Annotated in this window: 17 protein-coding genes and 1 other RNA gene; 12 read left to right on the top strand and 6 right to left on the bottom strand. The window is 66.3% G+C overall.

Translation table 11 applies throughout. The annotated features are described in order from the left end of the window. Positions 1-706 (top strand): glycosyltransferase family 4 protein (locus AC3AYF_RS00235; protein WP_487779264.1); only part of this gene is annotated, 706 nt, incomplete at its 5' end. Between the two features lie 3 nt (positions 707-709). Here AC3AYF_RS00235 and AC3AYF_RS00230 read toward each other — a convergent pair. Next, a complete protein-coding gene (locus AC3AYF_RS00230; RefSeq protein WP_295035477.1) occupies positions 710-1,918 on the bottom strand; it encodes a glycosyltransferase family 4 protein in 1,209 nt (402 codons plus the stop codon). Between the two features lie 137 nt (positions 1,919-2,055). Between AC3AYF_RS00230 and AC3AYF_RS00225 the strand changes: the two genes are divergently transcribed. From AC3AYF_RS00225 to AC3AYF_RS00210, 4 genes are all read left to right on the top strand, one after another. Next, complete coding sequence (locus tag AC3AYF_RS00225) at positions 2,056-3,165, top strand: glycosyltransferase family 9 protein (RefSeq protein WP_487779263.1); 1,110 nt, start codon at positions 2,056-2,058, stop codon at positions 3,163-3,165. Beyond that, a complete protein-coding gene (hldE, locus tag AC3AYF_RS00220) occupies positions 3,155-4,585 on the top strand; it encodes a bifunctional D-glycero-beta-D-manno-heptose-7-phosphate kinase/D-glycero-beta-D-manno-heptose 1-phosphate adenylyltransferase HldE (protein ID WP_487779262.1) in 1,431 nt (476 codons plus the stop codon). Before AC3AYF_RS00225 ends, hldE begins: the two co-directional genes overlap by 11 nt. A 6-nt stretch (positions 4,586-4,591) precedes the next feature. After that, positions 4,592-5,878, top strand: coding sequence for a lipid IV(A) 3-deoxy-D-manno-octulosonic acid transferase (gene waaA, locus AC3AYF_RS00215; protein ID WP_295035473.1), 1,287 nt, complete (start codon positions 4,592-4,594; stop codon positions 5,876-5,878). A 132-nt stretch (positions 5,879-6,010) separates the two neighbouring features. Further along, a complete protein-coding gene (locus AC3AYF_RS00210) occupies positions 6,011-7,006 on the top strand; it encodes a glycosyl transferase family 90 (RefSeq protein WP_295035472.1) in 996 nt (331 codons plus the stop codon). Here the strand turns inward: AC3AYF_RS00210 and AC3AYF_RS00205 are convergent. Beyond that, the gene (locus AC3AYF_RS00205; protein ID WP_295035471.1) at positions 6,961-7,872 is read right to left on the bottom strand and encodes a histone deacetylase family protein; all 912 of its coding nucleotides are present in this window, start codon (positions 7,870-7,872) and stop codon (positions 6,961-6,963) included. The genes AC3AYF_RS00210 and AC3AYF_RS00205 overlap by 46 nt on opposite strands. Before the next feature lie 127 nt (positions 7,873-7,999). Here AC3AYF_RS00205 and AC3AYF_RS00200 point away from each other — a divergent pair, with 127 nt between their 5' ends. Next, on the top strand, positions 8,000-8,995 hold the full coding sequence (locus AC3AYF_RS00200; RefSeq protein WP_487779261.1) for a 2-hydroxyacid dehydrogenase: 996 nt from the start codon (positions 8,000-8,002) through the stop codon (positions 8,993-8,995). A 9-nt stretch (positions 8,996-9,004) separates the two neighbouring features. On the opposite strand, the gene rpiA is transcribed toward AC3AYF_RS00200, so the two are convergent. After that, positions 9,005-9,676: a ribose-5-phosphate isomerase RpiA gene (rpiA, locus tag AC3AYF_RS00195; RefSeq protein ID WP_295035470.1), complete on the bottom strand. Its 672-nt coding sequence runs from the start codon at positions 9,674-9,676 to the stop codon at positions 9,005-9,007. Between the two features lie 215 nt (positions 9,677-9,891). On the opposite strand from rpiA, the gene ilvA reads away from it, so the two are divergent. Continuing rightward, entirely contained in the window at positions 9,892-11,409 is a 1,518-nt protein-coding gene (gene ilvA, locus AC3AYF_RS00190) for a threonine ammonia-lyase, biosynthetic (RefSeq protein ID WP_295035469.1), read from the top strand. Positions 11,410-11,868: 459 nt separating this feature from the next. On the opposite strand, the gene AC3AYF_RS00185 is transcribed toward ilvA, so the two are convergent. From AC3AYF_RS00185 to AC3AYF_RS00175, 3 genes are all read right to left on the bottom strand, one after another. After that, positions 11,869-12,513 carry a 5-formyltetrahydrofolate cyclo-ligase gene (locus AC3AYF_RS00185; RefSeq protein ID WP_295035494.1) on the bottom strand — a complete coding sequence of 215 codons (645 nt, stop codon included), beginning with the start codon at positions 12,511-12,513 and terminating at the stop codon, positions 11,869-11,871. Between the two features lie 29 nt (positions 12,514-12,542). Next, a non-coding RNA gene (gene ssrS / locus AC3AYF_RS00180) (6S RNA) lies at positions 12,543-12,727 on the bottom strand. A 66-nt stretch (positions 12,728-12,793) separates the two neighbouring features. Continuing rightward, entirely contained in the window at positions 12,794-13,108 is a 315-nt protein-coding gene (locus tag AC3AYF_RS00175) for a cell division protein ZapA (RefSeq protein ID WP_295035468.1), read from the bottom strand. Positions 13,109-13,357: 249 nt separating this feature from the next. Between AC3AYF_RS00175 and AC3AYF_RS00170 the strand changes: the two genes are divergently transcribed. From AC3AYF_RS00170 to AC3AYF_RS00150, 5 genes are all read left to right on the top strand, one after another. Then, entirely contained in the window at positions 13,358-13,975 is a 618-nt protein-coding gene (locus AC3AYF_RS00170; RefSeq protein ID WP_295035467.1) for a UPF0149 family protein, read from the top strand. A gap of 84 nt (positions 13,976-14,059) precedes the next feature. Next, positions 14,060-15,397 carry a Xaa-Pro aminopeptidase gene (gene pepP / locus AC3AYF_RS00165; RefSeq protein WP_295035466.1) on the top strand — a complete coding sequence of 446 codons (1,338 nt, stop codon included), beginning with the start codon at positions 14,060-14,062 and terminating at the stop codon, positions 15,395-15,397. A gap of 117 nt (positions 15,398-15,514) precedes the next feature. Next, entirely contained in the window at positions 15,515-16,756 is a 1,242-nt protein-coding gene (ubiH, locus tag AC3AYF_RS00160; protein ID WP_487779272.1) for a 2-octaprenyl-6-methoxyphenyl hydroxylase, read from the top strand. Positions 16,757-16,832: 76 nt separating this feature from the next. Next, the gene (locus tag AC3AYF_RS00155) at positions 16,833-18,107 is read left to right on the top strand and encodes a UbiH/UbiF/VisC/COQ6 family ubiquinone biosynthesis hydroxylase (RefSeq protein ID WP_295035465.1); all 1,275 of its coding nucleotides are present in this window, start codon (positions 16,833-16,835) and stop codon (positions 18,105-18,107) included. After that, the gene (locus AC3AYF_RS00150) at positions 18,104-18,490 is read left to right on the top strand and encodes a nuclear transport factor 2 family protein (protein WP_365676810.1); all 387 of its coding nucleotides are present in this window, start codon (positions 18,104-18,106) and stop codon (positions 18,488-18,490) included. The genes AC3AYF_RS00155 and AC3AYF_RS00150 overlap by 4 nt, the downstream gene beginning before the upstream one ends. Positions 18,491-18,550: the final 60 nt, after the last annotated feature.

The raw sequence follows: 18,550 nt of genomic DNA, 5'->3' as shown, positions 1-18,550 counted from the left end.
GTTTCGTCGCCTGGCGGTCAACTCGCGAATGATGGCGGAGGATTTTCGCGATCGCTACGGCATCGACGACTCGCGCATCGAGATCAGCTACCCCGGCTACGATCCCGAGATATTCAACCGCGAACGGGCCACGGCAGGCCGCGCGGCGCGGCGGCGCGAACTGGGCATCGAGGACGATACCCGGCTGATCGGGTTGATCACCTCCGGCAACTTCACCAAGCGCAACGTGGCCGGCTTCGTCGAGATGGCAGCCGGACTGGAGCAACGCCTGCCGGGCCGGTGCCGTTTCCTCGTCGTCGGCAAGGACGACTTCGCCCCCTACCAGCGCCAGGCCGAACAGGCCGGCATCGCCGAGCGCTTTCTCTGGCGCAGTACGGTCAGCGACGTCGAGACGCTCTACGGCGCGCTCGACCTGTTCGTGCTGCCGGCGCACATCGAGGAGTTCGGGCGCGTGTCGCTCGAGGCCATGGCCTGCGGCACGCCGGTGTTGCTCTCGTCCACCACCGGTGCCGCCGAACTGCTCGAGGCCGACCATGCCGAGCTGATGCTGGATAGCCGCGACACCCAGGGCTGGGTCGACCGTCTCGAGGAGCTGATGACGACATCGGACCTCGAGTCGCTGGGTGCCGAGCTTGCCGAGTTGGTGGGCGATTACTCCTACCGTCGCCAGACCGAGAAGCTGCGGGACTCCTTCGCCTCACTGTGAACCCTAGGTACGGATCACGCTGTCGACGAAATCCACCAGCGTCTCCCCATAGCGGTCGAGATCGAAATCGCGCGCGACCTGCTCGCGGGCGGCCTGCGCCATGCGTCGCCGCAGCGATGGATCCCGGGCCCAGCCCTCGAGGACCGTGGCGGCTTCCGTCGGCTCGAGTACGCCGGCCTCGACGAGGCTGTCGGTGGTGGGATCGTAGACCTCGTCGGGCCCCTTGGCGCAGCGGGGGTCGTAGCGCGCCAGGCTGTAACGCGAACGGCCGGGGTTCAGGACGGCGCCATTGACGCCATGACGCACGAGCTCCGGCAGGCCATCGGCATTGCCGACCAGCGTGGGCAGGCCATGAGCCAGGGCTTCCTGGACCACGTTGCCGAAGGGTTCGCGCCAGGAGGGGCAGATGAAGGCGTCCAGCGAGGCGTAGAAGCCCGACATGTCGTCGACCAGGCCCTTGAAGTGAACGCTGTCGTTCAATCCCCACCGCGCTGTCCACTGCTTCAACACCGGCTCCAGCGGCCCGCTGCCCGCGATCCACAGTTCCGCCTCGGGGCAGCGCTGCTTGAGTTCGGCGAAGGTTTCCAGGGCGACCATCGGCGCCTTCAGGCCCGTCATCCGGCCCGCGAAACCGAGCCTGAAGCGGTCGCCGGGGTGGCTGGCGGCCTGTTCCGGGAGACGGATGGCGTTCTGCAGCACGCGATAGGGGATGTCGGGATCCAGCTGCCACTTGAGCTGGAGAATCCGCAGGCCGGCGTAGGAGTTGCAGAGCACGCCGTCCAGCCGCGAGAGATAACGCCTCAGGCCGGGTGCATCCGCTGCCAGCCACGCACTCCCGCGTTCGAAGTGGATCAGCGGGATGCCGTCGTCGAACGCCAGCGGATGATTGACGATCTTGTTCCAGACCACCACGGCATCGAGTTCCAGACGCTGCATCATGGCGAGCTGATAACGCTGGCGCACGCTCGGCAGGAACTTGGGAATCCGCCAGCGCCCACCCTTGATACTGTGCATCCGTGCCGCACGGTGAGGGGCGTAAGCTGGCTCGAGCAGTGAATGGACCTCGTCGGTCTGCAACAGCACATGGTGGTCGTGCTGCGGGGTATGGCGGGTATAGAAGCGGGTGAAGTAGCGTTCGACGCCGCCCAGGTTTCTGAGGCTGACCAGGTGGCCGATGCGGCTGGTGGTGCCGCGAGTGGATTCTTCGATCATGAATGTCTTGTCTGGATGGTTTTCTGGATGATTCGGTCGAAGCGCCATGATTGACGCGCGTTGGCCGGGGTGCGAGTCATGCCCGGTCAACTTCCGTTAGAATGGGCGTTTTACCCAATGGGAATTCATTCAAGCCCATGAAGCAATCTCTGCCAGAGCGCCCGCGACATATCGGCATCCTGCGCCTCTCCGCGCTGGGCGACGTCTGCAACCTGGTGCCCACGGTGCGCGCGCTGCAGCGCCAGTGGCCCGAGGCGCGGATTACCTGGATCGTCGGCAAGGCCGAACATGGCCTGCTGGACGGTCTCGATGGCGTCGATCTGGTGGTCTACGACAAGTCCACCGGTTTCCAGGGCATGCGTGCGATTTGGCGTCAACTCGAGGACGTCCGCTTCGACGTCCTGCTGCACATGCAGCAGGCGCTGCGCGCCAGCGTACTGTCGTTGGGGCTGAAATGCGACGTGCGGGTGGGTTACGACAAGGCCCGGGCCAAGGATTGGCAGCACTGGTTCACCCATCGCCAGCTGGCCCCCCATCCACGGGCACACGTGCTCGAATCCTTCATGGATTTCGCCCGCCTGCTGGGGGTCGAGGATACCCGGCTCGACTGGTCGCTGCCGGTGCCGGACGCCGCCTACCAGGAAGCGCGCCAGTTGACCGGCGACCGGCCCTATCTGGTGATCAGCCCCTGCGCCAACCCGCGGCTGCGCAACTTCCGCAACTGGTCGGCCGAGGGCTATGCCGCCGTGATCGAACACGACTGGCAGCGCTACGGGCTGAGAACCGTCATGAGTGGCGGCGGCAGTCCCCAGGAACGCGACATGGGCGAGCAGATCCGCCGGCTGGTGCCCGATGTCGAGATCATCGACGCCATCGGTCGAACGTCGCTCAAGGGCCTGCTGGCCCTGCTGGATCGGGCGCGCGTGGTGATCGCACCCGACTCCGGGCCGGTGCACATGGCCAATGCGCTGGGCACGCCGACGCTGGGGCTCTACGCCACCACCAATCCGGATCGCGCGGCCCCGTACTGCTGGCGCAGCCATGTGGTCAATCGCTACCCTGACGCCGTGCGCCGCTATCTGAAGAAGTCCGTCGAGAGCGTCAATTGGGGCACGCGGGTGCGCCACGCCGACGCCATGGCACTGATCACGCTGGACGACGTGGTCGAGCATCTGGACGGACTGATGACCGCGACACGCGATACCGCCAACGCCGACGACGTAACGGAGCCGCCGCATGAAGGTTGATCTTTCGCAGTTGGAGCACGCCCGTCTGCTGGTGGTGGGCGATGTCATGCTCGACCGCTATTGGCATGGCGCGACATCGCGGATCTCGCCCGAAGCGCCGGTGCCGGTGGTGAAGGTGGAAGATGCCGACGATCGTCCGGGCGGGGCGGCCAACGTGGCCCTCAACATCGCCTCGCTGGGAGGCCACGCCAGTCTGGCGGGCGTGGTGGGGCGCGACGACAACGCCGACCATCTCGAACGTGCGCTGGAAGCTGCCAATGTGAGCGCTCACTTTCAACGCAGCCCGGAAGTGCCGACGATCACCACGCTGCGCGTCATGAGTCGCAACCAGCAGTTGATCCGCCTCGACTTCGAATCGCCGCTGTGGAACGTTGACACCGCGCCGCTGGTCGCCAAGGTCGAGGCGGCGCTGGGCGATGCGGAAGTGGTGATTCTCTCCGACTACGGCAAGGGTAGCCTGAACCGGGTCGAGACGCTGATCGCCGCGGCCCGAGCGGCCGGCAAGCGGGTGCTGGTCGATCCCAAGGGCAGCGATTTCAGCCGCTATCGCGGTGCCAGCGTGATCACGCCCAACCTGGCCGAGTTCGAAGCGATCGTCGGCCCCTGTGCCGACGATGCCGAACTGGCGGAGAAGGGCGAGGCGCTGCGGGCGGCGCTGGCGCTCGAGGCGCTGCTGGTCACCCGCAGCGAACGCGGCATGACCCTGATCCGTGAGGGGCACGCCCCGCTGCACCTGCCGACCCACGCGCGGGAGGTCTTCGACGTCACCGGCGCCGGCGACACCGTGATCGGGGTGTTGGGGCTGGCGCTGGCCGCCGGCCACGGCTTCGGCGAGGCGGTGATGCTGGCCAATCTCGCCGCCGGACTGGTGGTGGCCAAGCCCGGCACCGCGGTGCTGTCGGTGGCGGAGCTCTACACGGCACTGCACGGCGACAGCCTGGCCGAATACGGCGTCATCGGGGAAGGCCCGCTCGTCGGGGCGGTGCGTGCCGCGCAGGCTCGCGGCGAGCGCGTGGTGATGACCAACGGCTGCTTCGACATCCTGCACGCCGGCCACGTGGCGTATCTGGAGCAGGCCAAGCGCCTCGGCGACCGCCTGATCGTGGCGGTCAACGACGACGCCTCGGTGGCCCGGCTCAAGGGGCCCAAGCGGCCCATCAACACGCTGGCGCGCCGGGCCCAGGTGCTGGCGGGGCTGGCCGCGGTGGACTGGGTCGTCCCCTTCGGCGAAGACACGCCGGCGCGGCTGATCGAGGCGATCCTGCCGGATCGGCTGGTCAAGGGCGGCGACTACCGGCCGGAGGATATCGCCGGTGGCGAGGCGGTCATCGCCAATGGCGGCGAAGTCCTGGTGCTGGGCTTCGAGGATGGCGTCTCGACCACCACCATGATCGATACCATTCTCGACCGCGAGCGCTGAGCCGCGGTGCGCGCTCGACACGGCCTCTCGTCGCGACTCGCGCGCTGGCTCTACTCGCTGGCCGTCTGTCTGTTGTCGCCGCTGATCTGGTGGCGAGTGTGGCGTGAGTGGTTGCCCACTCACCCCCGTCGCGAGCGGCTTGGCTTCATCGCCGTGGAGGGCGATCGCCCGCGGCTGTGGCTGCACGCGGCATCGGTGGGTGAAGTCGTCACGGCGGCGCCCCTCATCCGCTCGCTGCTGGATGATCACCCGGATCACGACCTGGTCGTCACCACCATGACCGCCACCGGCGCCGAGCGCGTTCGCCAGATGTTCGGCGAACGGGTCTCCCACCATTTCCTGCCGCTGGATTTCCCGATCAGCGCGCGACGTTTCATCGCCCGACTGAAACCCCGCCTGGCGGTCATCGCCGAAACCGAGCTCTGGCCCAACCTGCTGGCGGCGTGCCGACGCCGGGGCGTGCCGGTGGTGGTCGCCAATGGCCGCTTGAGTGCCGGTGCCTTCCGGCTCTACCAGCGCTTCGGGGCCCTCAGCCGGGGCATGCTCGAGACGGTGGCCTGGATCGGTGCCAAGTCGCCACTGGACGCCGAGCGGTTCGTCTCGCTGGGCGCACCGGCGACGCGGGTGACGGTGACCGGGGCGTTGAAGTTCGATCTCGACGTGGACGATTCCACGCGCCACGCCAGCCAGCGACTGCGGGCGAGCTGGGGAGCGCGACCGGTCTGGATCGCAGGCTCCACCCATCCGGGGGAAGACGAGCAGGCGCTGATCGCCCATGCCGCGCTCAAACGCCGTTGTCCCGACGCGCTGCTGATTCTGGTGCCGCGCCATCCCCAGCGCTTCGATGCCGTCGACGCGATCTGCCGCGAGCGGGGGGAGCAGGTCGTGCGATTGAGCGCGCGAATGCCGGTCACCCCGGAAACCACGGTACTGCTGGGCGATACCATGGGCGATCTGATGCGGCTCTACGGCTGCGCCGATGTCGCCTTCGTCGGTGGCTCGCTCGAGCCGGTCGGCGGCCACAATCTGCTCGAGCCGGCGGCGCTTGGCGTGGCGGTGGTAAGCGGTCCCCATCTCGACAACCTGCGTGAGATCGCCGATACGCTGGCGGCCGGCGAGGCCAGGCTCGAGGTCGCCGATGCCGATGAGCTCGGCGCCACGCTGATCTCGCTGTTCGAGGACGACGATCGCCGTCACCGGCTTGGCGCGGCCGGGCGGGCCGTGGTCGAGGCCAATCGGGGGGCGCTGGCGAGGACCCGTAAGAGAATCGCAGCGCTGCTGAACGATTCGTAACGTCATCGACGGGAATGATTGAAAGTTCGGTCTGTCAGAAGCGTGTCAGAAATGCCTGCGACACTCTTCGATGGCTCGAACCTCTTGGCTGCTGGATATTCCCGTATGGACTTTCGATTCAAGAGTCGCAAGTTGCGATTTTATACTGGCGGTATCGCCAGCCTGCTCGTTCCCGACAGTCTCTATCGCCAACGTCTGCATCGATTGATGGCGACGCTCTCCGACGAGGAGATGCGTGCCGTCATGAAACGAGTCGATTACTACAACCGTCTGGCGAGCCCTTTCGACCCTGGCGACGGGGCGGTGCGTATCGGCGATTTTCGCTACGAGAAGCGCGGCGCCTATTACCTGGATGCCAGACGGGTGGTTCGTCATTTCGATCCCGAGCTGCGTTTCAACTACCGCTTCGGCGACGTGACCTGGGTGGCCGAGACGCCGACGATCGTCAAGAGCCGCCCGATCTGTCGCGAGACCCCGCCGGGCAACGCCAACAACCTGCTGTTGAAGCTCAACAGCGTGCGCCACTTCCATTTCGCCAACGACCGGTTGCGGTACGCCGACAAGAAGACCGGCGTCGTCTGGCGGGGGAAGTGCTTCCATGAGCACCGGGCCGCGGTGCTGCGCCGGTTCTGCCGGCACCCGCGGATGGATATCGGCCAGAGCCATGCCAAGCGGCGCCATCAGCCGGATTATCGACCCTATCTGTCGATCGAGGCGCAACTGCAGTACAAGTTCGTGCTGAGCCTCGAGGGCAAGGACGTTGCCACCAATCTGAAGTGGATCCTGTCGTCGAACTCGCTCTGCCTGATGCCGCCTCCGCGTTACGAGACCTGGTTCATGGAAGGCGCGCTGGAGCCTTATGTCCACTATGTGCCGCTGGCCGAGGATTGCCACGATCTCGAGGAGAAGATGGACTACTACTCGACGCGTCCGGAAGAAGCCGAAGCGATCATCCGCAACGCCAACGCCCATGTGGATCGATTTCGCGATACGCGCCTCGAGCACCTGATCTCGCTGCTGGTGATGCACCGGTATTTCGCGCTTTCCGGACAGCTGTCGTCCCGGTCCGACCCGCTACCCGCTCACCCGGCGGTCAACGCCAGCGCGGCGAGAAACAACTGGGCGTGACGCCCGGCCAGCGCCTCGAGATCGCGGTCATAGCCCCCGCCGATGACGCCCGCGACGGGAATGCCCAGTCTTCGGCACTTCGCCAGCACCCGATAATCACGGCGATAGAGGCCGTGGTCGCTCAACGACAGATGCCCCAGCCGGTCGTCGGCGTGCACGTCGGCGCCGGCATCGAACAGCACGAACTGCGGCTGGAAGTCGCGCAGGATCGAGTCCAGCGCCGTCTCGAGGCGCTCCAGATAGGCATCGTTCCCGGTGCCGCGGGGTAGCGCCACGTCGCGATCGCTCCGGCGCTTCTCGAACGGGAAGTTGGCCTCGCCGTGGAGCGACAGCGTGAAGACCCGTAGCTCGTCGCGGAAGATCCAGGCCGTTCCATCTCCCTGATGCACGTCGCAGTCGACGATCAGGACCCGCTCGAGGCGATACTCGGCCAGCAGGTGATGGGCGGCTACCGCGAGATCGTTGAGCAGGCAGTAGCCGCTGGCACGATCGGCATAGGCGTGGTGGGTGCCGCCGGCGGTGTTGAGTGCCAGCCCGGTCTGCATGGCGCTGCCCACCGCGGCGAGTGTCCCGCCGACTTCCAGCAGGGTGCGTTCGACCAGCGCCGGCGACCAGGGGAAGCCGCTCGGCGTACGCCGCGTGGCCGCGATCTCGCCCAGGTAGAAACGCTGCAGGTAGTCGGCGGTGTGTCCACGCAGCAGCGCTTGGCTCGTGGCCGGGGCAGGGGTGATCCAGCAAACGTCGTCACGGTCGTCGAAGCCCAGCGTCGACAGGCGCTTGCGCAGGATTCGGAATTTCGCCATCGGGAACGGATGGCGCTCGGGCCAGTCGATGCTGTAGCCCGGGTGATGAACGATGGGTAGCACGCTCGAGTGACCTCCGCTTGGGTCGATGGAAGCGCCGTTGCTGCCGGGCCGCGGCAATTGGTCCCTGGCGGCGGTGCCAGGGGGCACTACGCTGGGAGATGTCTCCCGATGCCGCGAGTTTTTCGCCATGCGAGTTACCGTTTTCAGTGCCCAGCCCTATGATCGCCGCTTTTTCGACGAACTCGCTGTCGTGCAAGATGCCGATGACGACATCGAGTGGCACTATCAGGAGGCCAGTCTCGATGCCGGCACCGTAGCGCTGGCGGCGGGCAGTGATGCAGTCTGCGTATTCGTCAACGACTGCCTCGACGCCGCAGTGCTCGACATGCTGGCCGCCCTCGGAATCCGCGCGATCGTGTTGCGCTGCGCCGGTTTCAACAACATCGACCTCGCGGCTGCCCACCGACTCGGGTTGTTCGTGGCGCGGGTGCCGGCCTACTCGCCGGAGGCGGTGGCCGAACACGCGCTGGCGATGATCATGACCCTGAACCGCAAGACTCACCGGGCCTTCAACCGCGTGCGCGAGGGCAACTTCGCACTCGATGGGCTGCTGGGGGTCACGCTGCATGGCAAGACGGCAGGCGTGATCGGGACGGGGCGGATAGGACTGTGCATGGCACGTATCCTGAAGGGACTCGGCTGCGATGTGCTGGGCTTCGATCCCTTTCCTGCCGACGCGTTCCAGGCCTACGGGGAAGCGGTCCCGCTCGAGGCGCTGCTGGCACGCTCCGATATCGTCTCGCTGCACTGTCCGCTGACCGAGCAGACCCATCACCTGATCGATGACGGGACCCTGGCGGCGATGAAGCCGGGCGCCATGCTGGTCAATACCTCGCGAGGGGCGCTGATCGATACCCCCGCGGTCATCGGTGCGCTGAAATCACGTCAGCTGGGGGCGCTGGCCATCGACGTCTACGAGCAGGAGAGCGAACTGTTCTTCCGCGACCACTCGGCGGAGATCATCGACGATGACGTGTTCGCGCGCCTGGCGAGTTTCCCCAATGTGCTGATCACCGGGCACCAGGGTTTCTTCACCGTCGAGGCGCTGCGCGAGATCGCCCAGGTGACCCGGGCCAACCTGATGGCCTTCGCCGAAGGCATCGAGTGCCCCAATCGGCTGTAGCGGGTCGGGTCAGCGGGTCATGCGCTCCACGCCACCGCCGGTACCCAGCATCAGCACGTCGGCCGGGCGCTTGGCGAACAGGCCGTTGGTGACCACGCCGACCACGGCATCCAGCGCCGCTTCCATCGCCTCGGGCTGGTCGAACAGCTTGTCGTAACCGTCGAGGATACGGTTGCCGTTGTCGGTCAGCACGCCGTCCCGATAGACCGGCGTGATGCCGAGCTTGACCATCTCGCGGGCGACGTAGGAGCGCGCCATCGGAATCACCTCGACCGGCAGCGGGAAGCCGCCCAGCACCTCGACCCGCTTGCTGGCATCGGCGATGCAGATGAAGCGCTCGGCGCAGGCGGCCACGATCTTCTCCCGGGTCAGCGCCGCACCGCCGCCCTTGATCATGCGCAGTTTCCCATCGATCTCGTCGGCGCCGTCGACATAGACCGGAACGGTGCCGACATGGTTGAGTTCCAGTACGTCGATACCGTGGGACTTCAGCCGCGCTGCCGTCGCTTCCGAACTCGCTACCGCGCCGCGGAAGTCGTGCCGGCGAGCGGCCAGCAGATCGATGAAGTGGTTGGCCGTGGAGCCCGTGCCCACGCCGATCACGGCATCCGGGGTCAGCAGGTTGTCGATGTCTTCGAGGGCTGCGGCGGCGACGGCGCGCTTGAGATCGTCCTGGGTCATGTCGGTTCCGGCAGGCTGAGAGGGAAGGGTTCGATACGGGTACGCTCGGAGCGCGGCCAGTATAAAGCAAGCGGCACACGCTGCCGATGTCGCTGGACGCTCGGGGCCGGGGTCTGCTAACAATACGGGTCCACTATTGTTACCCACCGTTCCCGTGCCCGCCGACCCCGAGGCGGGAGCGCTGCACCCCCAGCTGTTCGCCAGGACATACCCGAATGCAACTCGAAGACATCGTCAAGAAGATCCTCCAGGCCCGCGTCTACGAGGCGGCCCGGGAGACCCCGATCTCCCCGCTGCCCGCGCTCTCCCGCCGCTTTTCCAACCGCATTCTGATCAAGCGCGAAGACCTGCAGCCGGTGTTCTCGTTCAAGATCCGCGGTGCCTACAACAAGATGGCGCAGTTGAGCGACGAGCAGAAGGCCAAGGGCGTGATTGCGGCGTCCGCGGGCAACCATGCCCAGGGTCTGGCGATGGCGGCCAAACAGATGGGGGTCAAGGCGGTGATCGTGATGCCGCGGGTCACGCCGGACATCAAGGTGTCGGCGGTCCGGGGCTGGGGCGCCAGGGTGGTACTCAAGGGCGACGCCTTCGGAGAAGCGCTGAGCCACGCCCGGGAGCTGATCGCCGAGCATGGCTATACCTACATTCCGCCCTATGACGATTTCGACGTGATCGCCGGCCAGGGCACGGTGGCGATGGAGATCCTGCGCCAGCACACCGGCCCGCTTGATGCGATCTTCGTCCCCGTCGGCGGCGGGGGCCTGCTGGCGGGTATCGCGGCCTATATCAAGTACCTGCGACCGGAGATCAAGGTGTTCGGTGTCGAGGCCGAGGACTCCGCCTGCCTCAAGGCGGCCATGGAGGCCGGCGAGCGGGTGACGCTGGATCAGGTCGGGGTGTTTGCCGAAGGCGTCGCGGTGGCGCAGATCGGCGAAGCGCCGTTCGAGATCCTGCGTCATCACGTCGACGGCGTGATCACCGTCAACACCGACGAGATGTGCGCGGCGGTGAAGGATACCTTCGACGACACGCGGGCGGTGGCGGAGACTTCCGGGGCGCTGTCGCTGGCGGGGTTGAAGAAATACGTGCAGCAGACGCAGGTCAAGGATCAGACGCTGCTGTGCATCAACTCTGGTGCCAACATCAATTTCGACCGGCTGCAGCACGTCGCCGAGCGCACCGAGCTGGGCGAGCAGCGCGAGGCGATCCTGGCGGTGGAGATTCCCGAGCGGCCGGGCAGCTTCAAGCAGTTCTGCCGGGTGATCGGGCGGCGCATGGTGACCGAATTCAACTATCGCTACGCCGATCCGGAGGGCGCGCACATCTTCGTCGGTGTCCAGGTCAAGCCGGGTGGCGAGGATCGCGAAGAGGTGATCCGCCGGCTGCGCGAGGCCGACTATCCGGTCGAGGATCTCACCGACAACGAACTGGCCAAGCTTCACATTCGCCATCTGGGCGGCGGTCGGCCCAGGGAGCGTTTCGAGGAGGAGGTCTATCGCTTCGAGTTTCCCGAACGCCCCGGCGCCTTGATGAACTTCCTCACCCACCTGCCGGCGGACTGGAACATCTCGCTGTTCCACTACCGCAATCACGGCGCCGCCTACGGCCGGGTGCTGGTGGGATTGCAGATGCCCAACGGCGACCGCGCCCATGCCGAGGAGCACTTCGATCGCATCGGCTATCGCTACTGGAAGGAGACCGACAACACGGCCTACCGGCTGTTCATGGCCTAACATTCGTGGGAAGCCGTCGTAAAAGGATGAAATAGGCGCTAAAAGTCTCTGAATCCGATCTCAACCTTTTTGTATGAATGCCGATACTATTGGGTAACGAAAAAAGGTGTCATCCGGGCCGGAAACACTCTTGTCAAGATTTTGGCCTGACCCTATAGTCGTGCGCGTCGCTGCGGGGGGCAGCGACCGAACCCAACGCAGCGGAGTCGACATGAGACGCAAGCCCGACTTGGTAATGGCATTGGTACTGATCTTCGGCGTCGGCGTGGTGGCGACGGGCTACGCGCAGACGCTGCTGGGCGCCTGAGGCCCGGTGGTGAACACGCCGGATCGCTCGACTGGCGACGGTCGTCGAATCGCGGTGTGGTGAAGAGAATCAGCCAGTGGGGTGTGGCTCGAAACGGCCGGTAGCGGAAACGCTGCCGGCCGTTTTCGTTTCCGGCCGTTTCGAGCCACCGATCAGCTGCGGGGTCGGACGATTCGCCGGTCGCTGACGATGGCGTCCAGCGGCACGTCCCAGCGCTCGACGGGCAGCGAGTCGACGCGTTGACAGTCGTGGGCGAGCCCGATCAGCCGGGGCCTGGGGCGCTGGCGTCGGGCGAAGGCAAAGGTGCGATCGTAGAAGCCGCCGCCCATGCCGATCCGCTGGCCTTCGTCGTCGAATCCCACCAATGGCAGCAGCACGGTATCCAGCGCCCAGGCGGGCAACCGATTGGCGCGATGGGCCCCGAAGCGGGTGTCCGGCTCGGCGATACCGAAGCGATTGCGGGTCATCCGGGTACCGGCGTGATAGCGCACGAACCACAGCCGATTCTCGACCAGCGGGCGCAATACCGGGAGATAGACGTGGACGCGGCGGGCGGTGAACCAGTCGATCAGCGGGCGCGGGTCGATCTCGCCATCGTTGGGCAGGTAGAGCGCCACGCGGCGGGCGCGCTGCAGTTCAGGCAGGCACCTCAGGCGGCGGCAGAGCTCGCGGGAGGCCAGGCGTCGTTGATGCGGGGTCAGCGCGCGACGGCGGCGACGCAGTTCGCGTCGAAGCTCGCGTCGATCGAGACACCCGTCGACGGCCGGCGATAAAGCCGTGGCAGCGTCATGGGTGATCGTTGCGGTGGTCTCGTTGAACGACAAGAGAGTTCCCCAGAGTGCCGCTGTCATTCTGGCCCTGAACCTATTGGTTCAAGGTGGGTGGCCGCAGGCAGGCCTTCAGGCTTTCCGACGCGCGGACATGCACACGGGCCTGCCTAGCAATTGGCCCCCTGGGTACTGCGCATAGGCTCGAGGGACTTGTAATGACTGGCGCACACTCCAGGAAACCCCACTATCGTAGCAGAGCGGCCCCCGTTGCCCAATGGCGGATTGCGATGCCGACGGCCTTTCGGCATCACGGTGTCTGCCGGCCGGGTTCGCCCGCCTTGGCCAGCGCACGTTCCAGCCTCTCGCTCAGATCACTCAGGCTCTGCTCGCCGGCGCGATGCGAATCCAGCGCCGTCAGCAGCTCGTGGGTAATATTGAGGGCGGCCATGATCGCGATCTTTTCGGCACCCAGCACCTTGCCCCGCGAATGGATGCCGTGCATGGCGCGATCCAGGTAGCGGGCGGAGCGCTTCAGTTGATCCTGCTCCTCGGGCGGGCAGGCGATCACGTAGGGTTTGCCCAGCAGGGTGACTTCGGTCGTCGGGCGAGACGTGTCGCTCATGTTGTCGCTCCGGGGTGGGCGGTGAAGATCGATGCGGTAAGATGGCAGGCATTCGCGCCGAGCGCGTCCGGATTCGTTACCCTGCCTGCGGTCGGTGACCGGCTTTGCCAGGCGGGGTCGAGGACCCGGGCAGCGTGCCGCCGCGATTGATGAATCACTATAGAGAGCCGGTTATTGGCGGTCAACGAGCCGCCTCGCCGGCGCTGCGCGCCCGCCGGCTCTTGCGATCACCCAATCATGGATGCCGACATGTCGATCATCAACGACCAGCTCGATTTTTCCACCGTCGCCAATGTCTTTCTGGCGCATGGCAGCATGCAGTCGCCGGCGTTTCTCGACGGCCGACTGTGCGCCGAGCTCGGTTTGCACGATTTGAGTACCGAGGGGTGGCTGGAGGAGGTCTGCCTGTCGCTCAACGTGGAACAGCCGGAAAGCCGTGAGGACGCGGACGTGCTGTTGGGCTGGCGCCGCCAGCCGCTGGACGCGCTCTCAGCCGCCGAGCTCAATTTCGAGCCGCTGTTGCCGGACGAGCTGTTTTCGCTCTCCGAGCGCGCCCAGGGGCTCAAGGAGTGGACCCAGGGCTTTCTCGAAGTCGTCAACGAAGTGGATGGCGAAACCTACGAGAACTGGTCCTCGCCGCTGAAAGAGGCGCTGGAGGATCTCGGCCAGCTGTCGGCGATCGATGTCGACATCGCCGATGACCCCGAGAACGAGAACGATCTCTTCGCGCTGAGCGAACATGCCCGAATGGCAGCGATGCTGCTCTACACCGAACAGCACCCTGGAGAACCCCAGGTGGAGCAGGTCGAGAACGAGCGTGTCGATACTGCCGGCGACGAGGGCGAGACACCGTCATCGTTGCATTGAGTTCGCCCGCGCACCGCGTCGCGTGAGCGACGATATTCCCGGCGTCCCGGCGAGTCCCGAGACGCTCCGCTCAAGGAGAGAGACATGCGACCCGAGCCGCTACCGCGCCCCGCCCCCATCTCGCCAGAGGAGTTCGCGGCCCGTCGCGAGCGCCTGATGGCCGAACTGCCGGAACACAGTGCCGTGCTGTTGCCGGGTGCCGCGCTCAAGACGCGTAATCACGACAGCGAATACGCGTTCCGCCAGAACAGCGATTTCCACTATCTGTGCGGATTCCCCGAACCCGACGCGCTGCTGGTGCTGCTGCCCGGCCGGGAAGCCGGTGAGGCGATCCTCTACTGCCAGGAGAAGGATCCCGAGAAGGAGGCCTGGACCGGCATTCGCATCGGCCCCGAAGGGGCCGTGAGCGACTACGGCATGGATGAGGCGTTCGATAACACCCAGCGTCACAATCTGACCGAACTGCTGGACGGTCGCCAGACCGTCTTCCTGCCGCTGGCCGACACTACCGCCATGGGCATTGCCGAGGGCGTGCGCGCACAGCTGAGCGCCCGGGCGCGACGGGGGGCTGTCGCGCCCACCCGGTTTGCCGATGTCAGTGCCTTGATCCACGAGTTCCGCCTGACCAAGAGCGAGGCCGAGCTGGCGCTGATGCGACACGCCGCGCAGATCAGTGCGCTGGCGCACCGGCGGGCCATGCAGGCGAGTCGCCCCGGCCGCTTCGAATATCAGCTGCAGGCCGAAATCGAGCACGAGTTCGTCTGGCACGGTGCCCGGGCGCCTGCCTACGGCACCATCGTCGGCGGCGGGGACAATGCCTGTGTGCTGCACTACGTCGAGAACGCCGCGTCGCTGGAAGATGGCGACCTGGTGTTGATCGACGCCGGTGGCGAGTTCGACCTCTACGCCGGCGACATTACCCGGACGTTCCCGGTCAACGGCCGTTTCAGCGACGCTCAGCGGGCGTTGTACGACATCGTGCTGGCGGCGGAAGAGCGTGCCGTGGCCGCGGTCGAGCCCGGCGTCACGCTGGAGGCCATTCACCAGGGCGTGGTGCGCGATCTGACCGCGGGCCTGACCGAGCTCGGTTTGCTGGAGGGCGAGCTGGAGGAGAACATCGAGTCCCAGCGCTTCCGGCGTTTCTATCTGCACTCGACCTCGCACTGGCTCGGCCTCGACGTCCACGATGTCGGCAGTTATCGGGTCGACGGCGAATCCCGCCGGCTGGAGCCGGGCATGGTGTTGACGATCGAGCCCGGACTCTACATTCCGAATGCCGAAGACATCCCGTCCGCCTATCGCGGCATCGGTATCCGTATCGAGGATGACGTGGTGGTCACCGAGTCCGGCCGCGAGGTACTGACCTCGCAGGTACCTAAGGCGGCGGAGGATATCGAGACGCTGATGCAGGCGCGGAGCTGATCGTTTTTTGATCGATGCCGAATGGCGCCTGAAAATTACGTAACCGATGTAAAGCCAGTGTAGGGTGCGTGGATACTGGCGTCTGAATTTTCAATCGTAAGGGAGCGGCTGGTGCAGATGTCTCAGACACGGCAATCCACCACGGTCGACGTGGCCATCATCGGCGGTGGCCTGGTGGGCGCCAGCCTCGCCTGCGCCCGGGGCGGGGCCATGGCAGCGGAGCGCGAGCTGGCCGACGAGCGGGCGCCTCTGCGCGTCGCCATCATCGAGCCTCAGCCGCTGCCCAGCAGCGCCGAGGCCAACGCTTACCAACCCAGCTTCGACGCCCGGGCCAGCGCCATCGCCTACGGTTCGCGACGGCACTTCGAGCGGCTCGGCGTGTGGTCGGCGATGGCAACGGAGGCGTCCGCGATCCGCCACATCCACGTCAGCGAGCGTGGCCGATTGGGCACGACCCGGCTGCACGCCTCGGAGCTTGGCGTCGAGGCGCTGGGCTACGTCATCCCCAACGCCTGGATGGGGCGAGCGCTGCATGCCCGCCTCGAGTCGCTGCCCATCGACTGGCGCTGTCCGGCCCGGGTCGAATCGCTGGAGACCGAGAGCGGTGGCTATCGGCTCGTGCTGGACAGCGGCGAGGTCATTCACGCCGGCCTGACCGTGCTGGCCGACGGCGGGCGTTCCGGCTTCAAGGAGCGGCTCGGCATCGAGAGCGATCACCATTCCTACGAGCAGACCGCGTTGATCGCCAACGTCGAGGTCAGCCGTGCTCACGGTGGCTGGGCCTTCGAACGCTTCACCCGCGAAGGGCCGATGGCCCTGCTGCCTCTCGGCGGGCGGCGGATGGAGCTGGTCTGGACCCACCGGCAGGGCGCGTTCGACGAGACCCTGGCGCTCTCCGACGGCGCCTTTCTCGAGCGCCTGCAGCGAGCCTTCGGCGATCGTGCGGGCCGCTTTCGACAGGTGGGGCAGCGGCACACCTATCCGCTGTCGTTGATCACGGCGCGGGAGACGATTCGCCCGCATCTGGCCATACTGGGCAATGCGGCGCATGCGCTGCATCCGGTCGCCGGGCAGGGTTTCAATCTGGCCCTGCGTGGCGTGATGGACCTGGCCGGTGCCATCGACGCGGCGCGAGCGGACGGCGTTGCCGCCGGCGACCCCCGAACGCTGGCGAGCTTCGAGGCGAGACGCACGGCGGACACGCACCGGATCGTGCGCTTCAGCGATGGGCTGATCCGGCTGTTCGGCATCGATCACGCGGCATTGGGGCCGGCTCGTGCCGCCGGCTTGGTCGGCCTCAACGCGCTGGGGCCGTTGCGCCGGACCTTGGCGAGGCACGCGATGGGCATCGAGCGCTAGCGCTGCCGGTGGACGAGCCTGGACGTGAACGGGCCAGAGGATGGCGCGGCATGCGACGAGAGAAGGAGAACGCGTAATGGACCCGAGTGAGAGTGATGTCATCATCGCCGGCGGCGGGATCGTCGGCTCGACACTGGCCCTGCTGCTGGGCGAGGCCGGCTGGCAGGTGACCGTGGTCGATGCGGCCCCGGCGCCGGGAAGCGATGCGCGCCTGGGGCAGGGCAAACCGGCGCTGCGCGTCAGTGCGTTGACGGCGGCCTCGCAGCGTCTGCTGATGGCGCTGGACGTCTGGCCCTGGATCGCCTCCTGCCGGGTGTCCGCCTACCGTGGCATGCAGGTCTGGGACGCCGAAGGTAGCGGCGAGGTCGACTTCGGTGCCGACGAGGTGGGTGTCGATGCGCTCGGACATATCGTCGAGAACGACCTGCTGCTGGCCGGACTGGCCCGACGCCTGCAGTCGCTACCCAACGTCGAGTGGCTGCACGAGGCTCGAGTGACCGGCTACGAACGCCGACAGAGCGTGGCTCGCGACGGTATTCGCCATGACAGCGACGCCGTGATAACCCTGGATGACGGGTCGCAGCGACGGGCACCGCTGATCGTCGGTGCCGACGGCGCCAACTCCCCGCTGCGGGCGATGGCCGGTATCCCGGTCAGCGAGCGCGAGACCGGCCAGGCTGCCGTGGTGACCACCGTACGCACTGCCGTCGGCCATGGCTTTGTCGCGCGCCAGGCTTTCCTCGCCTCCGGCCCGTTGGCCTTCCTGCCGCTGACCATCGACGGTCGGGACGACCACTGTTCGATCGTCTGGTCCACCACCCCCGGCGAGGCACGACGATTGACGGCGCTGGCCGATACCGACGAGGGGCGAGCGCAACTGGGCATCGAGCTCGCCCGCGGATTGGGGGAGCGGCTGGGCGACGTCGAGGTCATCGACGCCGCGCCGCACTTCCCGATCACCCAGCGTCATGCACAGCGTTACGTCGACGACGGCCTGGCGCTGGTCGGCGATGCCGCCCACAGCCTGCATCCGCTGGCAGGACAGGGCGTCAATCTCGGATTGATGGATGCCGCGGTCCTGGCCGAGGAGTGGGTACGCGCCAGACGGCGCGGTGCGCCGCCGGGAGACCGACGCATCCTGGTTCGCTACGAGCGCCGCCGACGCAACGAGAACGCGGCCATGCTCGCCGCCATGCAGGGCTTCCAGCGGTTGTTCGGCAGCCGGCAACCGGCGCTTCGGCTCGCCCGCAACTGGGGGCTCTCCGGCGTGAATCGCCTCATGCCGGTGAAGCGGCTGCTGATCCGCCAGGCGCTGGGGGAGTACGGCGATCTGCCCGAGCGGTGTCGATGAAGGACTGGTCCGAAGATTCGACACTTCTGACAGTTCTCGCTGAGCGAGAGAGGAGGTTGCATCAGCCAATCGTCAGACGCTCGCCGATGGCCATTTGCCAGTATTTGCACCCTGATTTCTATGAAGTGGGTCGCTCCGGGCAGCATTACACGCGTGACGACGTGCTCAAATCAGCGTACGAGGACCAGGCGAGCTTGGATATCAGAATCCATGCAGAAGGAGATTATTGTCTGCGTCTTTCGGCAGAATCCGCGCTGCTTTTCTATCGTTCCGCAAATCTTCGTTCCGATGGGTCGTGCGAGCGTTGGGCCAGACGCTGCTCCCTCTGGTGGTTAACGTCAGGAAGTTGGCAATTGCGCTTTCACCAGGGAGCGCCCATCTAGCCCCTGTCGTGAAACGGCTGCCTTTTGGGCAGCCGTTGCATCGTTATCTTCCGATCACGC

It is taken from the genome of Salinicola sp., assembly GCF_982684285.1.
Note: the sequence above shows the minus strand (reverse complement) of the source record. Positions and strands in the feature narration are given on the sequence as shown.

Coding starts and splice junctions, on each gene's coding strand:
- AC3AYF_RS00200 (WP_487779261.1), top strand. CDS start 8,000: ATGCGAGTTACCGTTTTCAGTGCCCAGCCCTATGATCGCCGCTTTTTC.
- hldE (WP_487779262.1), top strand. CDS start 3,155: ATGAAGGTTGATCTTTCGCAGTTGGAGCACGCCCGTCTGCTGGTGGTG.
- ubiH (WP_487779272.1), top strand. CDS start 15,515: ATGTCTCAGACACGGCAATCCACCACGGTCGACGTGGCCATCATCGGC.
- AC3AYF_RS00155 (WP_295035465.1), top strand. CDS start 16,833: ATGGACCCGAGTGAGAGTGATGTCATCATCGCCGGCGGCGGGATCGTC.
- AC3AYF_RS00170 (WP_295035467.1), top strand. CDS start 13,358: ATGTCGATCATCAACGACCAGCTCGATTTTTCCACCGTCGCCAATGTC.
- pepP (WP_295035466.1), top strand. CDS start 14,060: ATGCGACCCGAGCCGCTACCGCGCCCCGCCCCCATCTCGCCAGAGGAG.
- rpiA (WP_295035470.1), bottom strand. CDS start 9,676: ATGACCCAGGACGATCTCAAGCGCGCCGTCGCCGCCGCAGCCCTCGAA.
- AC3AYF_RS00230 (WP_295035477.1), bottom strand. CDS start 1,918: ATGATCGAAGAATCCACTCGCGGCACCACCAGCCGCATCGGCCACCTG.
- AC3AYF_RS00175 (WP_295035468.1), bottom strand. CDS start 13,108: ATGAGCGACACGTCTCGCCCGACGACCGAAGTCACCCTGCTGGGCAAA.
- AC3AYF_RS00225 (WP_487779263.1), top strand. CDS start 2,056: ATGAAGCAATCTCTGCCAGAGCGCCCGCGACATATCGGCATCCTGCGC.
- AC3AYF_RS00150 (WP_365676810.1), top strand. CDS start 18,104: ATGAAGGACTGGTCCGAAGATTCGACACTTCTGACAGTTCTCGCTGAG.
- ilvA (WP_295035469.1), top strand. CDS start 9,892: ATGCAACTCGAAGACATCGTCAAGAAGATCCTCCAGGCCCGCGTCTAC.